Consider the following 20,926-nt stretch of genomic DNA (forward strand, 5'->3'; position numbering starts at 1 on the left):
CGCGGTGGTGCGAGCCGGGCGCTGGATCGCGCCGTGCTATGCACTGGGATTGACGCTGTTGGTGCTGGCGCCGCTGCTGCGGCCGGGCTATCTGCTTTTGCGCGACGCGGTGTCGACGCCGCGGTCGTATCTGACCGCAAGCGCGCTCGGACTGGGCGAGACGGCGCCGCGGGCAGTACCGCAGGACTTCGCGGTGGCGCTGGCTTCGCGGCTGTTCGACGGCGGCATCGTGGTCAAGGCGTTGCTGATCGCGGCGCTGTGGCTGGCCGGCTGCGGCGCGGCGCGACTGGTGGCTACGGTGTTGCCGGACGCCGGGCAGCCCGGCCAACTGGTGGCCGTCACCGTCGCGATCTGGAATCCCTATGTCGCCGAACGACTGCTGCAGGGGCATTGGAGCCTGCTGGTCGGCTACGGGTGCCTGCCCTGGGTGGCAGTGGCGATGCTGCGGCTGCGATCCGGCAGCGCCGGGTTGTTCGGGTTGGTGTTCTTTCTGGCACTGGCCGGACTGACCCCCACCGGGCTGCTGCTGGCCGCCGTGGTGGCACTGGTGTGCGTCGCGGCACCGGGTTCCGGTCCGCCGCGGTGGTGGTGTGCGACCGGCACGGTGGCGATCACCGCGACCGCCGCACTGCCGTGGCTGATGGCCCTGGTGGTGGGCCCGGGTTCCGTTCGCGGCGAGCCGGCCGGGGTGGCGGCGTTCGCGGCCCGCGCCGAGCCGGGCCTGGGTACGCTGGGCAGTCTTGCCGGGCTGGCCGGTATCTGGAATGCCGATGCGGTACCCGGTTCCCGGACAACGGTTTTCGCGCTGGCGGCGACGGCGGTGTTGCTGGGCGTGGTGGCGCTGGGGGTGCCGACGGTGCGGGAGATCCCCGCCGCCCGGCCGCTGCTGGTGCTGGCGGGCACGGCAGTGCTGCTGTTGGCGATGCTGGCGACCGGCCCCGGGTTGGCGGTGCTGGGCTGGGCGGTGGACGTCACACCCGGCGCCGGACTGCTGCGCGACGGCCAGAAGTGGGTGGCGCTGGCGATGCCGGGTTACGTGCTGGCCGGGGCCGGCGCGGTGGTGGGTCTGCGCGACCGACTCCCGCCGCCGCGGGCGGCACTGGTGTGCTGCGTCGCGCTGATCGTTGTGCTGCCCGACCTTGCCTGGGGTGTGGGCGGCCGGATCTCGCCGGTGCACTACCCGCCCGGTTGGACGGCGGTGGCGGCGAAGATCAACGCCGATCCGCGACCGGTCGCCGTGCTGCCGGCCGACACGATGCGGCACTTCGCCTGGGCCGGGCCGGCGCCGGTGCTCGACCCGCTGGGCCGGTGGGTGCGCGCCGAGGTGCTCACCACCGGCGATCTGCGTGTCGGCGGGCAGACCGTGCCCGGTGAGGGCGCCCACGCCCGGGCGGTTCAGGAGGCGCTGCTGTCCGGCGCCGAGCCGGTGACGCTCGGCGTGTACGGGGTGGGCTGGGTGGTGGCCGAATCCGGCACCGACGGCGAAATGGGTGCTGCGGCAAAGACACTGTCCCGGTTACCGGTCACCTACCGCGATTCCGACTTCACCGTGTACCGGGTCGGCGGCCGTGCGCCGAAGGGCTCCGCCGGCGCGCGCCGGGCCGTGTTGGCGGCGCATCTGGTGTGGCTGGCGATGCTGGTGGTGGGTGCGGGCGGCCTGGCGGCGCCGCCGGTTCGGCGGCGCTACCCCGCGGCGAAGTAGAAGCCGAACAGCAGCCCGAACAGCGCCAGCAGCCAACCGCTCGTGGTCACCTTGAGCCAGGTGGGCGCGTGCCGGACCTCCATGAAGTGCCAGATCACCAGTTGGGTCTTGATGGCGGCGATCAACAGCACGATGACGGTGACGGTGGCATTGAGGTGGTGTGCCTCGCCCCCATCGCGGGCGGTCTGCCACGACGCGATGGTCACCGCCGTCAGCAGCGCCCACACCAAGATCAGCGGGTTGCGCCGATACGTGGTCATAGCCGATCACCTCATCAAGTAGAGCAACGCGAACAGGATCAGCCACAACACGTCGACCATGTGCCAGTAGGTTGCGCCGGTCTCCACCAAGGACATTCGGGGTTTCGCCGCTCCGCGTAGGCTGCGGATGACGAAGCAGAGAATCACCAGCCCCAGGAACACGTGACACAGGTGCATTCCGGTCATCACGAAGTAGTACATGAAGAACAGGTTGGTTCCCGGTGTCAGCCCGTCGGTGATCTCCGGGATGTATTCGCACATCTTGAACAGCGGGAACGCCGCCCCGCACGCCAGCGCGGCGCAGAACCACCGGCGTGCCTCGACCGTCCTTCCGGCCCGCGCGACCGAGGTGCCCAGCGCCACGAAGAGCGAACTGGTCAGCAGCACAACGGTATTGACGATGCCGATGCTGAGGTTCACCTTGGCCTGACTGGCCAGGAACATGGCTTGGTCTTGGCCGCGGAAGTACATGTAGGACACGAAGTAGGCGGCGAAGATGAACAGATCGCCGATGACGAAGAACCACATGCTCGATTCACCGGGAAGGTGACCGCGCGCACCGGGGTTTTGGGTCATCTCGTCGGTACTGATGCTGGGCTCCGCGTCGACCTCGGTCATGCGCCGGCTCCGGCTCCCGTGCGTTCCCGCGCCACCCAAGCGTTTTCGAGTTCAGCATCGGGTTGGTTCTTGATCGCCCGGAAGATGCACGTGTAGACGATGAACTGCCATGACACGTACAGCGTCATCGCGAGCCAGAATGTCATCAGCCCGTTCCAGGCGAACGGTCCCGATTTGGCGATCCAAACGGGTGCGGCCATCAGCTCGGTCACGTATTGCCAGACGGTGTAGTAGCCCAGCCATTTCGGCAGAATATTGTTCTCGTCGAGAATGATCGCCAGGCCGAAGGCCATCCACATGATGCAGAAGCACCCCAGCGATCCGATGAACGCCAGGTAGCCGAAGTCGTAGAGCATCGCCAGGATCGCCGGGTCGTAACCGGGACGGAACGCACCGAGCCCGAAGCAGAACATGCCGAAGAGCATCCCGACGATGGTGCCGGTCATCGCCCCCATCATGACGGTGTACCGGAACACCGGGCTGACCGACATCCGCTTGATCTGGATGAGGTAGCACGCGTTCGACACCGGCGCCAGACCGAACGCCAGCGTCAGCACGGTGCAGGCGATCAGCAGATTGTGCGACTGCATGAAGTCGAGGATCTGGGCCGGTGCGGCGCTCGGCGAGCGGGGCGGCATCATCCAGCTCAACGGGACGAAGACCAGGCCGAACAGCGCGAAGAAGACCGGGACCGACCAGAAGGCGATCCACTGATCCCGTTTCGCGGCCTTGGTCATGCCAGCGCCTCACGCTCGTCGCCCTGGCGATTCACCACATCGCGCAGCACGGCGAACATGACCACGAGATAGACGGCGAAGACACTGAGCCGCAGCGTGAATGAGAGCGAACCGTCCCAGGCGAGCGGCCCGGTCTTGTACAGCAGCGAGAAGGCGCTGGGTACCAGCAGCACGGCTGCCGCGACGTTGAAGTGCGCCACCCAGCGCGGGAAGACCGGGTCTGGCCGGGCGTCCAGGTAGATGCTGAGGGCCAGGCAGAAGTTCTGCACGATGATGGTGCCGACGGGTGCGATGAAGAAGAACCACGCCATGTCGTTGAGCAGACTGATGAGTTGCGGGTCGCGTTCGGGCCGGAACGCCGCCATCGCCCAGCAGTAGTCGGCGAGGATGAACGCCGTGAGCCCCACTCCGACGCAGAGCAGGTAGGCGTAGGTGAAGACACTGCTCGACGTCGCGGTCCGGGAGATCTGCACCGCGGTCACCGCGAACAGCGGAACCAGCGAGCACGCGATCAGATTGCACAGGATCGTGACGCCCAATATGCCGGTGACGTTGTCGGCGAAGAAGGCCCCGACCTGTTCGGGAGTCAGCGTCGGTGACAGCGGCGGGGAGAACACCGGGAACAGCAGATAGGCCAGCGCGAACAACCCGGCCGCCGGCGGCACCGTCCACAACAGGATGCGCTGGCCCTTGGTGTTCATCGCCGTCGCTGCCGTCATCGCCCCACCCCTGCCTGGTCTGCCACCACCCGCTCGGTTGCTAGGTCTAACACACTCACTGACAAATGACAACGAGAAAGCGGTGATCATGTTGCCATTGCCGAGGTCGGTGCGCCGGCCGGCCGCGTTTTTGGGTGACAGGGGTCAGTGAATCGCTCCGCTGCGGCACAATGAGGCCGTGCCAGACAGTGCGACCCAGCGTGAAGCCCAGCGCCGTAGAACACGTGCCCGCGTGCTCGACGCCGCCATCGTGGAGTTTCAGCGGGCCGGCACCAACGCGGCCGACATCAACGCGATCGCCAAAGCCGCGGGGGTGGCGCGCAGCACCTTCTACTTCCACTTCCCCACCAAGGAGCACGTGCTTCTCGAGTTGATCCGACGCGACGAGATGCGCCTCGCCGAGGAGCTCGGTCGATTCCTCGACACTCGACGGGACCTCGCGGCGGTGCTGAAGACGATCGTCGAATTGGTCTTGGCCCTCGAAAGCCGCTGGGGTTCGGCGTTGTTCCGCGACGTCCTGAGTCTGTACTTCTCGCCCAACCGGCCCGAACCGGAGAAGTGGGCCAGTCACCCGACCTTCGTGCTGCTGGCCGCCGAGATCGAGCGGTCACGCCTTCGTGGCGACCTGTACGACGACGTGGACGCCTACCACAGCGCCGCGTTCTTCCTCCTCGGTGTCTACGCGCTGCTCACCACCGTCGGAGAATCCCAGGCGGAACGCGATGTGGCGCTGACGAAATTCGTCTCCAGTAGCCTGCGCAGCATGGCGCCCGGCCTTCGACTCTGACCCGTGCGGCAGCCGATCGGGGCGGCCAGCCATGGTGGTGGTGGGACCGGCAGGTCTGACAATCGGTCGCCGATCCGCTGGAACCGGAGATAGTGCCCCGGTGTCGCCCGTGAGGCGTACAAGCGAAAGTAAGTATGTTCGAAAGGATCGGCCTGCCCGACCCCGAAGCCCTCGCCGAGCTCGACGAGGCCGCACTGGTGGCAGCGATCGGAGGGTGGACCCAAGCGGAGGCCGTCGCGGCCGCCCACCGCCTGGCGGCGATCGCCGAGCTGGTGGGCCGCAAACTCTACGACGACCCAGCACATTCGAAATGGGCCTGCGACAACCGGGACGCGGTGGCCGCCGAAGTGGGTGCGGCCTGCGATATCAGCCACAGCAAAGCATCCGGGCAGATGTATTTGGCTTCGGCGCTGCGCGAACGCCTCCCCAAGGTGGCGGCACTGTTCGCCGCCGGACAGCTCAACGCCGCCCTGGTAGCCACCATCTCCTGGCACACCACCTTGATCGAAGACCGTCGGGCCCTTGCCGCGGTCGATACCGCCCTGGCCGCCGACGCCCTGCACTACGGGCCACTGTCGGCGTTCAAGACCGGGCAGGCCATCGACGCGATCATCGAGGCTCACGACCCGCAGGCGCTGCGCCGCAGCCGCCAACATGCCCGCTCCCGCGACCTGGTGGTCGTAAAACGCAACACCGACCATGCCACCACGCCGCTGTGGGGCTGGCTGCACGCCCACGACGCCGAAGCACTCGACCGGCGGCTGCTGGCGATGGCACACAGCGTCTGCGACGACGATCCGCGCACCATCGCCCAACGTCGCGCCGACGCCCTCGGCGCACTGGCTGCCGGCGGGCAGACCCTGGCCTGCGGGTGCGGCAACGAGGGCTGCCCTGGCGCCCAGGACCGTCCGGCAAGTTCGGTGCTGATCCACGTGGTGGCCAACGCCGAGAGCATGGGCACCGGCGCCGACGCTCATCGCAACGGTGAAGACCCACCGCCGCCGCCGATCGACCGTCGGAACCTGTTCGCGCCAGTAGAGCGCCCCGCCGAGCCCGACCCGCCCCCGAACGCCCCGCCCGCGCTGCTGCTGGGCGGACCGCTGATCCCGGCACCGATGCTGGCCGAACTGATCGCCGCCGGCGCCACCGTCAAACCGGTGCGACACCCCGGACCCGATAGTGCCCACGAGCCGAGGCATCGGCCGTCGACCGCACTGGATGAGTTTGTGCGCTGCCGGGACATGACGTGTCGGTGGCCCGGCTGTGACCGCCCGGCGGAATTCTGCGACCTCGACCACGGGATCGCCTATGCGCTCGGCGGGCCGACACATCCGTCGAATCTGCGTTGCCTGTGTCGAAAACATCACTTACTCAAGACGTTTCACGGGTGGCGCGACCAGCAACATACCGACGGTACCATCGACTGGCTCAGCCCGACCGGCCAGACCTACACCACCCGCCCCGGCAGTCGGCTACTGTTCCCCGCGCTCTGCGAGCCGACCGGCTGCCTACCCGCGCCGGCTGACCGACAATCGGATTCGGCGGGACGAACCCTGATGATGCCCGCCCGGCGACGGACTCGGGCCCAGAACCGCGCCCGGGCGATCGTCGCCGAACGCGCCCTCAACATCCGACCCCCGCCATCCTGAACCCACCCGCGTGACCAGGCGGCTCGTCACTCCTGCCTCAACCCAGGAACCGGACGCGCACTTCCGGCGCCGGCACCGGACAGCTGTCGTGCTTGCCGCCGATTCGGTAACGGATGGCGGCGAAGCGGTCATAGAGCCAGTCACGGAGTCGAGCGGGAATGATGCGGGCCGCCAGGAATAGCCGGAACGGCCCACCCAGATAGCGCACCACCTCCAGGGCTGCCGCCGATCGAATCCTGACCTGCTCGCCGGGTTGACCGGGGTTGTCGACGAACATCATGGAGTCGATGTCCTGCAGAGCCGGATGGCGCTCGATGACTGCGCGCGCGAAGTCACTGTCCAGGGCTGCGAATCGCAGGCTACCGTGCCGGTCGTGCCGGAGGATGGTCTGGACTGATCGGTTGCAGACCCCGCAGACGCCGTCATAGAGCAGCACCGGGGCTATGTCGATGTCGGTCATGGGCGTCCCTCCGGCTCTGCCGGCTAAACCACACCGCTGACGTAGCGGCGCTCACAGACCGCCTCCAGCACCTCGCGCAGCCCGTCAGCGCTTTGCCGCCACGAGAATTCGGCGCTGCGGTCCTGCGCCTTGCCGCCGAGCTGTTCGCGAAGCACCGCATCGGCCAACAGCCGATGGAGCTGCTCGACGAGCTCGTCGCGGTCGTCGACCAGCAGCCCGGTCACGCCGTCGACGATCGAATCGGACAGCCCGCCGGCGGCCCGATAGCCGATCGTGGGCACCCCGTGTTGGCCGGCCTCGATGACGGCCAGACCCCAGCCCTCCTTGCGAGACGGCAGCACGTGCACCCAAGCCCGTTGCACCAACTGATGTTTGGTGGTCTCGTCGACATGGCCGTGGAACGTCACCGCATCGCTGATGCCCAACGCTGCGGCGTGCTGCACCAGCCGGTCGCCCCACCAGCCGCCGCCGACGACGTCGAGGTGCAGGCCCGGCACCCGGCTGCGCAGTGCCGCAACAGCGTCCAGGGCGTCCTCGATCTGCTTGTGGGGCACCAGCCGCGACAACACCACCACCCGCGGCGCTTCGGCCCGCGGCGCGGACAGCGTCGGCGCCGGAGCTTCGTCGAGACCGTTGCGCACCACCGCGATGCGTTCGGCGCCCACCCCCAGTTCGATCAGGTCGCGCGCCGAAGGCAGCGACACCGTCAGGTACTGGTTGCGCCGGTTCAGCCACGGCGACAGCCTCGACTCCACCAGCCAGCCGATCCGGCTCAGCACCGGTCCGGCCACCGGCCACTGCTCGCGGTGGCAATGGTGCACCAGCATCGCCACCCGCCGGCCGTAGATCAGTCGCGCCAGGAACGGCAGGCCGTTCTGGGTGTCGATCACCACGTCCGGCCGAACCCGGCGCAACGGCCCGAGTCCGATCCGCGCCGCCGCCATCACCGCCAGCGCCCACAGATACACGGTGTAGGGACCGCCGCGCCGACTGACCCGCACCCCGTCGATGACCTCGTGTTCGGGTGAGTCCGCATAGCGGGCGGTGCGCAGCGTGACCGTGATCCCGGCGGCGGCCAGCTCCGCGCCGATGCGCTGCAGGTAGGTCTCGCTGCCCCCGCCCTGCGGGTGCCCGGTATCACGCCAGCACAGCAGCAGGACGGAGCGCACGGCGGACACAGGACTACAGGGTAGTCCGCTGATTAGGCTTGGCCCGGTGGCCGCCACCGACCTGCTCGCCCGACGCGCGACGCTGGCCCGCTCGGTGCGCCTGCTGAGCCGGTTCCGCTACGAGCAGCGCGATCCGGCCCGGTTCTACGGCGCGCTGGCCGGTGATACCGCGAACCTGGTCACCGACCTGTGGCGGGGCCTGCACGGCGACGATCCGGCCGGAAAGACGGTGCTCGACGTCGGTGGCGGGCCGGGGTACTTCGCCACCGCGTTCGCCGAGGCCGGCCTGCGCTATATCGGTGTCGAACCGGACCCCCGAGAAGTACACGCGATGCAGGCGGCCGGACATCGCCCGGCGGATTCCCCGGGCCCGTTCGTGCGGGCATCGGGGCTGGCGTTGCCGTTCGCCGACGGCAGCGTCGACATCTGCCTGTCCTCCAACGTCGCCGAGCATGTGCCGCGGCCCTGGCGGCTCGGCACGGAGATGCTGCGGGTCACCCGGCCCGGCGGGTTGGTGGTGCTGTCCTACACCGTGTGGCTGGGTCCGTTCGGCGGCCATGAGATGGGCTTGAGCCACTATCTGGGTGGGCACCGGGCCGCCCGGCGCTACACCCGCCGGCACGGCCACCCACCGAAGAACAACTACGGTTCGTCGCTGTTCGCGGTGTCGGCCGCGGACGGTCTGGACTGGGCCCGCCACACCGGCGCGCTCGTCGCGGCTTTCCCCCGCTATCACCCCCGATGGGCGTGGCCGATCACCGCGGTGCCCGGTGTTCGCGAGTTCCTGGTGAGCAACCTGGTGCTGGTATTGCAACCCCGCTGATCCCATTGACTGCAACGTGTTCTAATCCGCCCGCCGGCTAGGTAGGGTGTGCGCCATGACCGTGAGCACCGCGACCGAATACGACACCCTGTTCATCGGCGGCAAGTGGACCGCCCCGGCCACCGACCAGGTGATCGAAGTCCACTCGCCGGCCACCGGCGAGTACGTCGGCAAGGTGCCGCTGGCCACCAAGGACGACGTGGCTGCGGCGGTGGCGGCGGCGCGCGCCGCGTTCGACTCCGGACCGTGGCCGTCGACGCCGCCGGCCGAGCGGGCCGCGGTCATCGCCGCCGCGATCAAGCTGATGGAGGAGCGCAAGGAGCTGTTCACCAGCCTGTTGGCCGCCGAGACCGGCCAGCCGGCGATGGGCGTGGAAACCATGCACTGGATGAGCTCGATCGGGGCACTGAACTTCTTCGCCGGCCCCGCGGTCGACGAGGTCAGCTGGGAAGAGGTTCGCACCGGCGCCTACGGGCAGACCATCGTGCGCCGGGAGCCGCTGGGTGTGGTCGGTGCGATCGTCGCCTGGAACGTGCCGCTGTTCCTGGCGGTCAACAAGCTGGGCCCGGCGCTGCTCGCCGGCTGCACGGTGGTGCTCAAGCCGGCCGCCGAGACGCCGTTGAGCGCCAACGCGCTGGCGCAGGTGTTCGCCGACGCGGGCCTGCCGGAAGGCGTGTTGTCGGTGGTGCCGGGCGGGGCCGAGACCGGCCAGGCGCTGACCTCCAACCCTGACGTGGACATCTTCTCCTTCACCGGCAGCTCGGCCGTCGGCAAGGAGATCGGTAAGCGCGCCGCGGAGCTGCTCAAGCCGTGCACGCTGGAACTCGGCGGCAAGTCGGCGGCGATCGTGCTGCCCGACGTCGATCTGGCGTCGGCGATCCCGATGCTGGTGTTCTCCGGGATCATGAACACCGGGCAGGCCTGTGTGGCCCAGACCCGCATCCTGGCGCCGCGTTCGCGCTACGAGGAGATCGTGGAGGCGATCAAGAACTTCGTCACCGCCTTGCCGGTCGGGCTGCCGGATGACCCGGCCGCCCAGATCGGTGCGCTGATCACCGAGAAGCAACGCGAGCGGGTTGAGGGTTACATCGCCAAGGGCATCGAGGAAGGCGCCCGGCTGGTCTGCGGCGGGGGCCGACCCGAGGGACTGGACGGCGGCTACTTCGTCGAGCCGACGGTGTTCGCCGACGTGAACAACTCGATGACCATCGCCCAGGAGGAGATCTTCGGGCCGGTGCTGTCCATCATCGGCTACGACACCGAGGAGGAGGCGATCGCGATCGCCAACGACTCGGTGTATGGGCTGGCCGGCAGCGTGTGGACGGCTGATGTTCCGCACGGGATCGAGGTCGCGAGCAAGATCCGCACCGGGACGTACGGCATCAACTGGTACGCCTTCGACCCGTGCTGCCCGTTCGGCGGCTACAAGAACTCCGGGATCGGCCGGGAGAACGGCAAGGAGGGCGTCGAGCACTTCACCCAGCAGAAGAGTGTGCTGATGCCGATGGGGTACACGCTGGAGAGCTGATCTCGATTCCCGTTGACGCAACGGTAAGCCCCTATACTGCCGTCGTGGGAATTCTGGTCTGGTTCGCGCCCTGGGCGGTGTACTGGGTGCTGGTGGGAAATGCGCCGCTGTCGATCGCGGCGGCGGTGGCGCTGGCCGTTGCGGTCGCCGTCATCGTCGGCGACCGCGAGTCATCGGCCCGGCCACTGGGGATCGGGGCCGTTGCGACCTTCGCGGTGCTGGCGGTGCTGCCGCTGGCGAGTTGGGCGCAGCGGTGGGCGCTGCCACTGAGCTTCGCCGCCCTCTTCGCGGTGTTGCTGACCAGCACGCTACTGGGAAAGTCGGCGGTGGCGGACGTGGCGAAGGCGGATCTGCCCGCGGCGGTGGCGCAAACGGAGCTGTTCGCCCCGGTGGTGAAGCGGCTGACGTGGATCTGGCTGGCCGCGATCGCGGCGATGTCGGTATCGGCGGTGATCCCCCCGGTCGCGGTGTCGGACGCCACGCTGCACCACCCGGGCTCCCCGCTGACCTACCTGTGCTCCTGGGTGATCCCGTTCGGGATCCTGGCCGCGGCGGCGATCGCCTCGCGCATCCTGGTGGATCGGATGACCACCGGCTTCGGCGACGCGGTGCGCAAGACCAGCTTCGTCGCCTTCGTCGACATGGAGATCGATCAGCTCTACTACCTGGCCACCGAGCACGCCAACCGTGAAGTCGGCCCCGGTCAGGAGGCCTACAACGTCACCGTCGGCGCAAAGGGAACGGCGCTGCTGGGCGACGACACCCGGGTGTCATGGCCGTCGACGTACAAGGTTCGGCAGCGACGCGGCTGAGGCGTCAGCTCCGGTTCAGCCGCTGTGCGCGGCGGTGTGTGATGCAACGTCCCACCTGGGCGCGGTAGAAGTCCTCGTCGCGACCGCCGGCGGTGTACAGCCGGGCCCCGAGCCGGTCCCGCAGCTCTGAAAGGTTCACCTCGCCGGTGCTCGCGTTCGCCAGCACCCAGTCGACGGCGGCCTCACTGCCCTGCTCCCGGTAGATCCGGTCGACCCGACGGGCGGCGGCCCCTTTGCGGAACCTGGCGAACCCGGCTTTGCTCCAGGACCGGATCTCCCGAGCCTCCAGGTCGAGCAGTTCGCGCAGCACCGACAGCGGACCATCCGGCGCGGTCTTGAACGGGGCGGCGTCGGCGAATGCCAGCGCACCGTTGGGCCGCCGGATCCCCTCGACGTCGGGTTCCACCACGACCGCTCCGCGGCCCCTGGCCAGCTCGTGCGCCCACCTGACGATGGTGTAGCCGTGGTCGGGCAGCCGGTACTTGCGGGTGTGGGTGTCCACAGCACTCGAGGGTAGTGCCCCCGGTCAGCGCGCGGTCAGAACGCGTCCTCGCTCAGATCCATCACCGCCAGGTCGTTGCTTTCGACGATGCGTCGCTCCGCGCTGAGTCGGGGCAACACGTTGGCGGCGAAAAACGTTGCCGCGGTGGCCTTTCCAGCATAGAAGTCCCGGTCGCTATCGGTGACGTCACCCTCGAGCGCGCCCAGTGCGATCTCGGCCTGCCGCAACAACAGCCAGCCGATCACCAGGTCGCCCACGGCCAGCAGGAACCGCACCGATTCCAGGCCGACCCGGTAGAGCTCGCGGGGCTCCTGCTGGGAACCGAGCAGGTATCCGGTCATGGCGGCGGCCATCGCGCGCACGTCGTCGAGCGCGGCGGCCAGCAGCTTGCGGGAGTCGGCCAGCTCCGAACGCGCATCGCCGCTGTCGAGGAACTCCTCGATCCGGGCGACCAGATGGCCGAGCGCCACGCCGCGGTCACGGGCGATCTTGCGGAAGAAGAAGTCTTGCGCCTGAATGGCGGTGGTGCCCTCGTAGAGGCTGTCGATCTTGGCGTCGCGGATGTACTGCTCGATCGGGTAGTCCTGCAGGAAGCCCGATCCGCCGAAGGTCTGCAGTGATTCGGTCAGGTACTGATACGCCCGTTCCGAGCCGACTCCTTTGACGATCGGCAGCAGCAGGTCGTTGACCCGCTCGGCGAGTTCGGCGTCGGCACCCGAGACCAGCATCGCCACCGATGGGTTCTGGTGGGCCGCGGTGTAGAGGTACAACGCCCGCATCCCCTCGGCGTACACCTTCTGCATCATCAGTGCCCGCCGCACATCCGGGTGCGCGATGATGGTCACCCGGGGCGCGGTCTTGTCGGTCATCTGGGTCAGATCGGCACCCTGGATGCGGGTCTTGGCATACTCCAGCGCGTTGAGATATCCGGTGGACAGGGTGGCGATCGCTTTGGTGCCCACCATCATTCGCGCGTACTCGATGACGTGGAACATCTGGGCGATACCGTTTCTGGTGTCGCCCACCAGCCAGCCTTTCGCCGGGATGTCGTGTTGACCGTAGGTCAGCTCGCAGGTGGTCGAAACCTTCAGGCCCATTTTGTGTTCCAGCCCGGTGGCGAACACCCCGTTGCGCTCGCCCGGTTCACCCGTCTCGGGATCCGGCAGGTACTTGGGCACCAGGAACAAGCTGAGCCCCTTGGTTCCCGGCCCGGCGCCCTCGGGGCGGGCCAGGGTCATGTGCATGATGTTCTCGAACAGGTCATCACTGTCGCCGTTGGTGATGAACCGCTTGACGCCGTCGATGTGCCAGCTGCCGTCGGGCTGCTCGATCGCCTTGGTGCGGCCGGCCCCCACATCAGAACCGGCGTCCGGCTCCGTTAACACCATGGTGGCGCCCCAGTTTCGGTCGATCGCCATGGCCGCCCAGTGCCGCTGCTGCTCGTTGCCCAGGCCGTAGAGGATATTGGCGAAGATCGGACCGGCCATGAACATGAACACCGCCGGGTTGGCGCCGAGCACCAGTTCGTTGATCGCCCAGGACACCATCGCCGGCGCCGGCACCCCGCCGACATCCTCGGCCAGACCGATCCGGAACCACTCGCCTTCCTGCCAGGCCCGCAGCGACGCCTTGAACGGGTCGGGCAGCGTGACCGAGTGGGTGGCCGGATCGAATACCGGCGGATGGCGGTCGCTCTCCGCGAACGACTCGGCCACCGGCCCTTCGGCGAGCCGGGCGGCTTCGGCCAGCATCTGGCGCACCGTGTCGCCGTCGAGGTCACCGAAGGCGCCCCCGGACTGCTCCGGATCCAGGCACTGCTCCAGCCCGAGCAGCTCGAAAAGATTGAATTCCAGGTCGCGGACATTGCTCTTGTAGTGACCCATGGCTCAAGCATGCCCTTCGACGCGCGTCGAGTTGCGGGCTTTCAGCGCATCTCGGCCCCTGAACCGCCGCGGAGCCCGGGCCGGGCCTCAGCTGTCGAGTACCTGCGCCACCCTGGCCTCGATGTCGCCGAGGTCGCTCAGGTCGATGCCGAAGCGCTCGGTCAGCGCGTTGCAAACCTGCGCGGCGTCGTCGAAGCGCACCCGTTCGGTGCCGCCGCGGGAATGAATGGTCAGGTTGCGGCCGCGCAGGTTCACCCGCGCGTCATCGGTCACCAGTGCGGCGCTGAGCCCGGCCACGAAGTTCGATTCCGGGTAGGTCGACACATACCAACTGCCCACCTGCATGTCGATCAGCGGCCGCGGCTGCATGCCGAAGGTGTACAGCGGCCGCCAGGCCGCCCCGAGCTGCGTTTCCAGCACATAGCCGCCCGCGTGGTGGCGCAGCCGGAACGGCTCGTGGGGCGTCTGCTGGACTTCGTCGGCGACCAGGCGGATCGGTGCCGTCAGCGTCTGTCCGCCGAACCCGACATCGGCCAGATACGGCTCGTCACAGCCCGGGATCCGCACCGCCAGGGTCTGGTGGGTCTCGGGGTGGGCTGGGCCGTCGAGGCCGTCCGGGTTCATCCACACCACCCGCCCGGCCAATCGCTCGACGCCGAACCCGAGTGCGCGCAGCACGCCGCGAAGCAGGCCGTTCTGCTCATAGCAGTAGCCGCCACGGCGCCGCGTGACCAGCTTGGCGGTCAGCGCCGGCAGACTCAGGTCGATAACCGCCACCCCGGTCAGTGGGTCGAGGTTCTCGAACGGGATGCGGCGGACGTGGGCGGCCACCACTGCGGTCAGCGTCGCAAGCGTCGGCTCGGTGCCGCCGCGGTATCCCACCCGGTCGAAGTAGGCCTGCAGGTCGATGCCCGACTCCTTCGACTGCCCGTCCATTTCGCCGATGTTATCCACGGCCACCGCAAGCCGGTAACATGGGTAAAACTAGAACACGTTTCAATTGAAGGGGTCGTGGTGGACACACCGGACGACGACTGGTCTGAGGACGTGCCCGGACCCATCACCAAGTGGGATCCCGGCCTGACCGAACGAGTGATGGGGCTGCTGCGGCCGCTGATCAAGGGATACCACCGGTCGGAGGTGCGGGGCCTGGACTCGTTCCCGAACGGCGGCGCCCTGGTGGTCTCCAACCACTCCGGTGGCCTGTTCGCGATGGACGTACCGGTGTTCGCCACCGGCTTCTATGACAAGTTCGGCTACGAACGCCCGGTCTACACACTGAGCCACGACATCATCTTCACCGGAGCCACCGCCGACTTCTTCCGCAAGACCGGCTTCATCCCGGCCAACCACGCCAACGCCGACGAGGCACTGCGCTCCGGTGGCGTGGTGGTGGTCTTCCCCGGCGGCGACTACGACGTCTACCGGCCCACCCTGGAAGAGAACAAGATCGACTTCGCCGGTCGCAAGGGCTACATCCGGGCGGCGATCAACGCGGGTGTGCCGCTGGTGCCGACGGTCGGGATCGGCGGACAGCAGAGCCAGTTCTATCTGTCCCGCGGCACCGGACTGGCCAAGGCGCTGGGACTGGACAAGCTGATGCGGGTCAAGATCCTGCCGATCTCGTTCGGGTTCCCCTTCGGCTTGTCCGCGGTGCTGCCGATCAACCTGCCGCTGCCCACCAAGATCGTCATGCAGGTGTGCGAGCCGATCGACATCGTCGCGGAGTTCGGTGAGGATCCCGACATCGACGTCGTCGACGCCTACGTGCGCTCGGTCATGCAGGACGCACTCGACAAGCTCGCGGCCGAACGCCGCCTCCCCGTCCTGGGCTGAGCGGGATGGCCCCCGGACCGTTCGACCGGCTCGCCCGGATCGGATCGATGCTGCAAACGTTCAGCCGGGCCGGGCTGCTGGCGCCGCTGCGGCCCGACAAGTACCTGCGGATCGCCGCCGCGGCAGCCCGCGAGGGCGGCACCACCACCGTCGGGATCGCGATGGCCGCACAGCGTGGTGGCGACCGTCCGTCGGTCATCGATGAGCGCGGCAGCATCACCTACACCGAGCTCGACCGGCGCTGCGATGCGCTGGCCGCCGGGCTGCAGCGGCTCCCCGGCCGGACGCCGCAGGCGATCGCGCTGATGTGCCGCAACCACCGCGGCTTCATCGAGGCGCTGGCCGCCGCCAATCGGATCGGCGCCGACGTACTGTTGCTCAACACCAGCTTCGCCGGGCCGGCGCTGGCCGAGGTCGTGGCCCGCGAAGGTGTCGACCTGATCTTCTACGACGAGGAGTTCACCGCCGCAGTGGATCTGGCCGTACCGGCCGACTCCCGGTGCGTCCGGGTGGCGAGCTGGGCCGACTCCGACATCCCCGGCCTGACGGTGGACGACCTGATCGACGCCAACACCGGACAGCGCCCGGCCAAACCGGCCCGAACCGGCAGCCTGGTCATGCTCACCTCCGGAACCACCGGCACCCCGAAGGGCGCCCGGCGCTCCGGCAGCGGCGGTGGCGGGGTTGCCGACCTCGCGGCGATCTTCGACCGGATCCCGTGGCACACCGAGGAAACCGTGGTCATCGCGGCCCCGATGTTTCATGCCTGGGGATTCTCGCAGCTGGCCCTGGCGTTGACGATGGGCTGCACCATCGCCACTCGGCGCAAGTTCGACCCCGAGGCGACCCTGGACCTGGTGGAGCGCAACGACGCGACCGGATTGTGTGTCGTGCCGGTCATGTTCGACCGGATCATGGCGTTGCCCGATGAGGTCCGCGACGAATACCCGTGCCGCTCACTGCGGTTCGCGACAGCGTCTGGATCGCGGATGCGCCCGGACGTGGTGACGGCCTTCATGGACGACTTCGGCGACGTCGTCTACAACAACTACAACGCAACCGAAGCCGGCATGATCGCGCTGGCCACACCGGAAGACCTGCGCTATTCGCCCGACACCGCGGGCCGAGCAGCGCCCGGAACCGAGGTCCGGATCCTCGACAACGATTTCGCCGAGGTGGCGGACGGTGTCACCGGGCAGATCTTCGTGCGGAACTCCTCGCAGTTCGAGGGCTATACCGGCGGCGAGTCCAAGCAGTTCCACGATGGTTTCATGGCCTCCGGCGATCTGGGCTACTTCGACTCCACCGGAAGGCTTTTCGTGGTCGGTCGCGACGACGAGATGATCGTCTCCGGCGGCGAGAACGTCTACCCGATCGAGACGGAGAAGGCGTTGACCAAGCACGCCGCCGTCGCCGAAGCCGCGGTGATCGGTGTCGACGACGCCGACTACGGACAGCGACTGGTCGCCTTCGTCGTGTTGGAGCCGGGCACCACAGCCACCCCCGACGAGCTCAAGCAGCACGTCCGGGACAACCTGGCCGGCTACAAGGTGCCGCGCGACGTCACCATCCTGGAGGCATTGCCGCGCAACAACACCGGCAAGGTGCTGCGGCGCGAGTTGCAGGCGATGGCCGGCGACTGATTGCCCGCCGAGGGCGCGTCGAACGTGTACTGACGGCTAGTTTTCGCCAAGATTTTCGCAACCATTGCACGCTCGGCGAATCGGGGCGAGCCCCCGACGGTCCGGCTCAGGCCGGGGCCATCGCCGTATCGACCGGCGTCAGCGTCTCGGAAAGCCCTGCGGCACGGCGTATCGCGATGAACTCCTCGACCATGGCGCCGGTCACCTCGTGCGGGTCCTCGACGGTGGCGCCGTCGGCCAGCACCGAGATGTTCAGCTGGTCCACGTAACTCCACACGGTGATGTTCAGGCCGCTACCGGCGGTCAACGGACCCACCGAGTAGATCTCGGTGACCAGGGCGCCGCCGACCCGACCACGCTCCCGCGGGCCGGGCACGTTGGAGATGTTGAGGTTGAGCACCTTGTTCTGCCCGTCGCGGCTGGACAGCCACCGGAACAGCGACTCCGCCGGCGCCGGCGGGAGATACGCCGACCACCGGCTGACCAGTTCCGGCCCGACCAGATGATGGGCCTCTTTGGCCAGATCTGCGGCCTCACGCGCCTTTTCGACTCGCTGCAGCACGTCGTCGACGTCGACGGGCAATGCCACCAGCACTCCGGAGAACCGGTTGCCGGAGATCCGGTCCGGGGAGAAGTCGAAACTCATCGGCACCGAAGCCAACAGCGGGTGGTCGGCGTGGCCGTCGTAGCGCAGCAGCAGCTTGCGCAACGCGCCGGCCGAGATCGCCAGCACCAGGTCGTTGATCGTCGCGCCCAACTGCTTGCCGGTCGCCTTGACGTCGGCCAGCGCCAGGGTTGCGGTGGCAAACCGGCGCTCCGGGGTCAGCATGTGGTTGATGAAGCTCGGTGGTGGGGTGAACGGCCTCGTCAGGTCGGCGGACAGTCTGCGGGTGCTGCGCCGCACCCGCCGCACGCCGGCCGCGGTGTAGCCGATGGTCGCCGGAATCCTGCCCAACTGTCGCAGGTGGTCACGGAAGGCTGAGCGCACCAGTTGGCCGGCGGTCGGGGCGGGATCGGTTTCGTAAGAATCCCGTTCGGAATTCGGGCCGGCCACCAGGTCCATGCCGCGCGCCATCAGGTTCGCCGAGGCGATCCCGTCGGCCAGAGCGTGGTGGATCTTGCCGACCACCGCGATCCGGTTGTCGGCCAGGCCCTCGATGAAGTACATCTCCCACAGCGGCCAGCTGCGGTCCAGCGGTGTGCTGGCGATCTGGCCGATGGCCTCATCGAGTTCGCGCCGGCCGCCCGGAGCCGGCAACGACCACGGCCGGATGTGGTAGGCCAGGTCGACTTCGCAGTTCTCCCGCCACATCGGGTGGTGGAACTTGCCGGGGATGTCCACCAGTTGGTAGCGGAACGGGTCCAGCTTGTAGAGCCGGCCGTGGATCACCTGCCGGAAGGCATTGACGTCGAAGCCCTGCCGGTCGGCATCCAGCTCGATCACCGCGATCTTGAGGGTGTGCATGTGAACGTTCGGCGTCTCGCTGTAGAGCAGAACGGCATCCCACCCGCTGAGGCGCTTCACTGCCGACCGCTTCCCATGCAGCGAGAGTACCTCGACCGGGCAGCAGCCGACGCCGTTCAGATGACCTGTTTGCCGCCGATCGTGGTGCGGTCTCGGTGAATCTGGTTGAGGAACAAGCCGATAGCCGTACTCATTGCGCCGGTCCGGGATCCGTCGGTCAGGTCGAAGCCGTGTCCTGCTCCGGGCAGCTCCAGGTAGCCGACCTTGGAGCGCGACACCGCCCGCAGCCGGTCGGCGAAGGCACGTGCCTGCGCCACCGGGATGACGGTGTCGGCACTGCCGTGCACGAGCATGAACGGGGGCGCCTCGGGATGCACCCGCGCTATCGGGGAGGCCTGCTGGTAGATGTCGCGGTGCCGCCGGATCGATCGGCCGACCACAACCCGCTCCAGGAAGTCGACGAACGCGACCCGCTCCGGGGTGGACCGGTCCTCCCAGTCGTAGCGGCCGTAGATACCGACCACGGCGTCCACCGAGGTGTCGGCGCCTTCGGGCAGTCGGTCGGCGAATTCCCGGTCGCCCACCGCACTGCCGGTCAGCCCGGCCAGCGCGGCCAGGTGTCCGCCCGCCGAGGAGCCCGCCACCGCGATGAAGTTGCGGTCCCCGCCGAACTTGTCGACGTTGGCGTGCGCCCAGGCGATGGCGGTCTTGACGTCGATGATGTGGCGCGGCCAGCGGTTGTGCGGTGCGACGCGGTAGTCGATCGACAGGCACACCCAGCCCCGCTCGGCCAGGTGCGACAGCAGCGCGTAGCCCTGCAGCATCCGGCTGCCGTGCACCCAGGCGCCGCCGGGGACGTAGATCAGCACCGGCGCCGGTGTCGTCGGCAGTTCGCGGGGCGCCCACACGTCGAGCACCTGGGCGGGGTCGCTGCCGTAGCGCACCCCGGAGCGGTGAATGTGACGGCGGTGCTGCAGCGCCTTCCACACCGGCGGCGCCTGCTCCGGTTGCGGCCACTCGACGGCCAGATCGGATGCGGTGACGACACCGCGCAGGGCGGCCTCGGAGACTGCGTGCGTCTGCTCCCGCGCCTGCTTTCGAGCAGTGGCGGCACCCGGAGCCAGCCACGACCTGGCCGCACTGGAGAGGAACTCCGGCATGTGGCGGGTCCCCCACACCCCCATCGCGGTCATTCCGCCCAAGGGCTCCAGCCGCTTCCCGACCACCGGCAGGGAAGCTGAAGCGACGCTGAATGCGAGCAGGTAGTCCGCGGTTCGCGCCCGCTTCAACCAGCGCAGGCGGCCGGTCACATTCCAGCCCGTCTTCGGGGTCTGCGGTGCTGCCGTCATTACCGGAGAGTACCGCGCTTACGCCGGCGTAAGCCGCAATCGGGCGGGTTGCCGATGGCGAAGATCCGGCAACAGCGATACTGAGCCCATGGTAAGCAGCGGGTTTCACCCAGATCTGCGCAGGGCCGCGCGATTCCTCCCGCGGGGCGGAATCGGGCCGAGGACCCTGCCGGCGATTCGGGCCCTTGCCAGCCTGCAGGGCCGGCGCGCACCCAGCGGTATCGAGGTGCTCCCCCTACCGTCGGGCGCCAGTGTGCGGGTGTATCGGCCGCCGCATCGTTCCGCCGATCCGGCGCCCGCGCTGCTGTGGATCCACGGCGGCGGCTACGTCATCGGCACCGCCGCGCAGGATGACCGGCTCTGCCGCAGGTTCAGCGAGGAACTCGGTATCACGGTCGCCTCGGTCGACTACCGGTTGGCGCCGCAACACCCATACCCGGCTGCGTTGGAGGACTGCTGGGCCGGGCTACTACTGCTGGCCGGGCTGGCCGGCGTGGATCCGACGCGGGTGGCGATCGGCGGGGCCAGCGCAGGCGGCGGGCTCGCCGCCGCGTTGGCGCAGTTGGCGGCCGACCGCGGCGACGTGCGCCCGGTACTGCAGCTGCTGGTCTACCCGATGCTCGATGACCGCAGCGCGCACTTGCCGGCCGATCGCGGCTACCGGTTGTGGAATCCGCGGAGCAACCTTTTCGGCTGGACGTCGTACCTGGGCGATGCCGATCCGCAGCTCGCGGTGCCGGCCCGCCGCGCAGACCTGAGCGGGCTGGCGCCGGCCTGGATCGGGGTGGGCACGCTGGACCTGTTCCATGACGAGAACCTGGCCTACGCGGAGCGGCTGCGGGCCGCGGGCGTGCCGTGCGAGGTCGAAACCGTCCCGGGAGCGTTCCACGGATTCGATCTGCTGCTGACCAAGGCGCCGGTCTCGCGGTCGTTCTTCGCCAGCCAGTGCGCGAGCCTGCGAAACGCCTTCAAGGAGACCTGATC

The 20,926-nt window shown here is 68.5% G+C and carries 20 protein-coding genes; 9 read left to right on the forward strand and 11 right to left on the reverse strand.

Annotation, left to right across the window (positions count from 1 at the left end; translation table 11 throughout):
- The first annotated feature begins 4 nt into the window (after positions 1-4).
- On the forward strand, positions 5-1,702 hold the full coding sequence (locus AWC24_RS03055; RefSeq protein ID WP_085082006.1) for an MmpA family trehalose lipid delivery protein: 1,698 nt from the start codon (positions 5-7) through the stop codon (positions 1,700-1,702).
- On the opposite strand, the gene AWC24_RS03060 is transcribed toward AWC24_RS03055, so the two are convergent.
- From AWC24_RS03060 to AWC24_RS03075, 4 genes are read right to left on the reverse strand one after another with little or no spacing between them, the layout of a single operon-like run.
- Complete coding sequence (locus AWC24_RS03060) at positions 1,684-1,962, reverse strand: cytochrome C oxidase subunit IV family protein (RefSeq protein ID WP_085082007.1); 279 nt, start codon at positions 1,960-1,962, stop codon at positions 1,684-1,686. The two genes, AWC24_RS03055 and AWC24_RS03060, sit on opposite strands and share 19 nt — an antisense overlap.
- Before the next feature lie 6 nt (positions 1,963-1,968).
- On the reverse strand, positions 1,969-2,580 hold the full coding sequence (locus AWC24_RS03065) for a cytochrome c oxidase subunit 3 family protein (RefSeq protein WP_085082008.1): 612 nt from the start codon (positions 2,578-2,580) through the stop codon (positions 1,969-1,971).
- Positions 2,577-3,317 (reverse strand): hypothetical protein, encoded by a 741-nt coding sequence (locus AWC24_RS03070; RefSeq protein WP_085082009.1) that lies wholly within the window; start codon positions 3,315-3,317, stop codon positions 2,577-2,579. Before AWC24_RS03070 ends, AWC24_RS03065 begins: the two co-directional genes overlap by 4 nt.
- A complete protein-coding gene (locus tag AWC24_RS03075; protein ID WP_085082010.1) occupies positions 3,314-4,036 on the reverse strand; it encodes a hypothetical protein in 723 nt (240 codons plus the stop codon). Before AWC24_RS03075 ends, AWC24_RS03070 begins: the two co-directional genes overlap by 4 nt.
- 160 nt (positions 4,037-4,196) lie before the next feature.
- On the opposite strand from AWC24_RS03075, the gene AWC24_RS03080 reads away from it, so the two are divergent.
- Both AWC24_RS03080 and AWC24_RS03085 read left to right on the forward strand, forming a co-directional pair.
- The gene (locus AWC24_RS03080) at positions 4,197-4,823 is read left to right on the forward strand and encodes a TetR/AcrR family transcriptional regulator (RefSeq protein ID WP_085082011.1); all 627 of its coding nucleotides are present in this window, start codon (positions 4,197-4,199) and stop codon (positions 4,821-4,823) included.
- Positions 4,824-4,957: 134 nt separating this feature from the next.
- Positions 4,958-6,472 (forward strand): HNH endonuclease signature motif containing protein, encoded by a 1,515-nt coding sequence (locus AWC24_RS03085; RefSeq protein ID WP_085082012.1) that lies wholly within the window; start codon positions 4,958-4,960, stop codon positions 6,470-6,472.
- A 37-nt stretch (positions 6,473-6,509) separates the two neighbouring features.
- Here AWC24_RS03085 and AWC24_RS03090 read toward each other — a convergent pair whose 3' ends face one another.
- Both AWC24_RS03090 and AWC24_RS03095 read right to left on the reverse strand, forming a co-directional pair.
- The gene (locus AWC24_RS03090; protein ID WP_085082013.1) at positions 6,510-6,932 is read right to left on the reverse strand and encodes a thiol-disulfide oxidoreductase DCC family protein; all 423 of its coding nucleotides are present in this window, start codon (positions 6,930-6,932) and stop codon (positions 6,510-6,512) included.
- Positions 6,933-6,955: 23 nt separating this feature from the next.
- Positions 6,956-8,110, reverse strand: coding sequence for a glycosyltransferase family 4 protein (locus tag AWC24_RS03095; protein ID WP_085082014.1), 1,155 nt, complete (start codon positions 8,108-8,110; stop codon positions 6,956-6,958).
- Between the two features lie 37 nt (positions 8,111-8,147).
- Between AWC24_RS03095 and AWC24_RS03100 the strand changes: the two genes are divergently transcribed.
- The 3 genes from AWC24_RS03100 to AWC24_RS03110 are packed head-to-tail and all read left to right on the forward strand — an operon-like array spanning position 8,148 to position 11,264.
- Entirely contained in the window at positions 8,148-8,924 is a 777-nt protein-coding gene (locus AWC24_RS03100) for a class I SAM-dependent methyltransferase (protein WP_085082015.1), read from the forward strand.
- Between the two features lie 55 nt (positions 8,925-8,979).
- Positions 8,980-10,452 carry an aldehyde dehydrogenase gene (locus tag AWC24_RS03105; protein ID WP_085082016.1) on the forward strand — a complete coding sequence of 491 codons (1,473 nt, stop codon included), beginning with the start codon at positions 8,980-8,982 and terminating at the stop codon, positions 10,450-10,452.
- Between the two features lie 44 nt (positions 10,453-10,496).
- Positions 10,497-11,264 (forward strand): hypothetical protein, encoded by a 768-nt coding sequence (locus AWC24_RS03110; protein WP_085082017.1) that lies wholly within the window; start codon positions 10,497-10,499, stop codon positions 11,262-11,264.
- A 4-nt stretch (positions 11,265-11,268) separates the two neighbouring features.
- Here AWC24_RS03110 and AWC24_RS03115 read toward each other — a convergent pair whose 3' ends face one another.
- The 3 genes from AWC24_RS03115 to AWC24_RS03125 form a co-directional block, all read right to left on the reverse strand.
- Positions 11,269-11,766 (reverse strand): hypothetical protein, encoded by a 498-nt coding sequence (locus AWC24_RS03115; RefSeq protein ID WP_085082018.1) that lies wholly within the window; start codon positions 11,764-11,766, stop codon positions 11,269-11,271.
- A 35-nt stretch (positions 11,767-11,801) separates the two neighbouring features.
- Complete coding sequence (locus tag AWC24_RS03120; protein WP_085082019.1) at positions 11,802-13,649, reverse strand: acyl-CoA dehydrogenase; 1,848 nt, start codon at positions 13,647-13,649, stop codon at positions 11,802-11,804.
- Positions 13,650-13,736: 87 nt separating this feature from the next.
- Entirely contained in the window at positions 13,737-14,585 is an 849-nt protein-coding gene (locus AWC24_RS03125; protein WP_085082060.1) for an arylamine N-acetyltransferase family protein, read from the reverse strand.
- Between the two features lie 159 nt (positions 14,586-14,744).
- On the opposite strand from AWC24_RS03125, the gene AWC24_RS03130 reads away from it, so the two are divergent.
- Complete coding sequence (locus tag AWC24_RS03130) at positions 14,745-15,485, forward strand: 1-acyl-sn-glycerol-3-phosphate acyltransferase (protein ID WP_234807238.1); 741 nt, start codon at positions 14,745-14,747, stop codon at positions 15,483-15,485.
- A 5-nt stretch (positions 15,486-15,490) separates the two neighbouring features.
- Positions 15,491-17,128 (forward strand): acyl-CoA ligase FadD12, encoded by a 1,638-nt coding sequence (gene fadD12, locus AWC24_RS03135; protein ID WP_085082020.1) that lies wholly within the window; start codon positions 15,491-15,493, stop codon positions 17,126-17,128.
- A 106-nt stretch (positions 17,129-17,234) separates the two neighbouring features.
- Here the strand turns inward: fadD12 and AWC24_RS03140 are convergent, their stop codons facing one another.
- Positions 17,235-18,653, reverse strand: a complete 1,419-nt coding sequence (locus AWC24_RS03140; RefSeq protein WP_085082021.1) for a WS/DGAT/MGAT family O-acyltransferase — start codon at positions 18,651-18,653, stop codon at positions 17,235-17,237.
- Between the two features lie 56 nt (positions 18,654-18,709).
- Positions 18,710-19,942 carry an alpha/beta hydrolase gene (locus AWC24_RS03145; protein WP_085082022.1) on the reverse strand — a complete coding sequence of 411 codons (1,233 nt, stop codon included), beginning with the start codon at positions 19,940-19,942 and terminating at the stop codon, positions 18,710-18,712.
- Positions 19,943-20,030: 88 nt separating this feature from the next.
- Between AWC24_RS03145 and AWC24_RS03150 the strand changes: the two genes are divergently transcribed.
- Positions 20,031-20,924, forward strand: a complete 894-nt coding sequence (locus tag AWC24_RS03150; protein ID WP_085082023.1) for an alpha/beta hydrolase — start codon at positions 20,031-20,033, stop codon at positions 20,922-20,924.
- Positions 20,925-20,926: the final 2 nt, after the last annotated feature.

Source organism: Mycolicibacter senuensis (assembly GCF_002101885.1).
In the GTDB taxonomy this organism is placed as follows: Bacteria; Actinomycetota; Actinomycetes; order Mycobacteriales; family Mycobacteriaceae; genus Mycobacterium; species Mycobacterium senuense.

Bases quoted from the DNA above. Each gene is read 5' to 3' on its own strand.
- AWC24_RS03090 (WP_085082013.1), bottom strand. From the start codon at position 6,932: ATGACCGACATCGACATAGCCCCGGTGCTGCTCTATGACGGCGTCTGC.
- AWC24_RS03105 (WP_085082016.1), top strand. From the start codon at position 8,980: ATGACCGTGAGCACCGCGACCGAATACGACACCCTGTTCATCGGCGGC.
- AWC24_RS03130 (WP_234807238.1), top strand. From the start codon at position 14,745: ATGGGGCTGCTGCGGCCGCTGATCAAGGGATACCACCGGTCGGAGGTG.
- AWC24_RS03150 (WP_085082023.1), top strand. From the start codon at position 20,031: ATGGTAAGCAGCGGGTTTCACCCAGATCTGCGCAGGGCCGCGCGATTC.
- AWC24_RS03145 (WP_085082022.1), bottom strand. From the start codon at position 19,942: ATGACGGCAGCACCGCAGACCCCGAAGACGGGCTGGAATGTGACCGGC.
- AWC24_RS03060 (WP_085082007.1), bottom strand. From the start codon at position 1,962: ATGACCACGTATCGGCGCAACCCGCTGATCTTGGTGTGGGCGCTGCTG.
- AWC24_RS03085 (WP_085082012.1), top strand. From the start codon at position 4,958: ATGTTCGAAAGGATCGGCCTGCCCGACCCCGAAGCCCTCGCCGAGCTC.
- AWC24_RS03070 (WP_085082009.1), bottom strand. From the start codon at position 3,317: ATGACCAAGGCCGCGAAACGGGATCAGTGGATCGCCTTCTGGTCGGTC.
- fadD12 (WP_085082020.1), top strand. From the start codon at position 15,491: ATGGCCCCCGGACCGTTCGACCGGCTCGCCCGGATCGGATCGATGCTG.
- AWC24_RS03065 (WP_085082008.1), bottom strand. From the start codon at position 2,580: ATGACCGAGGTCGACGCGGAGCCCAGCATCAGTACCGACGAGATGACC.
- AWC24_RS03075 (WP_085082010.1), bottom strand. From the start codon at position 4,036: ATGACGGCAGCGACGGCGATGAACACCAAGGGCCAGCGCATCCTGTTG.
- AWC24_RS03125 (WP_085082060.1), bottom strand. From the start codon at position 14,585: ATGGACGGGCAGTCGAAGGAGTCGGGCATCGACCTGCAGGCCTACTTC.
- AWC24_RS03120 (WP_085082019.1), bottom strand. From the start codon at position 13,649: ATGGGTCACTACAAGAGCAATGTCCGCGACCTGGAATTCAATCTTTTC.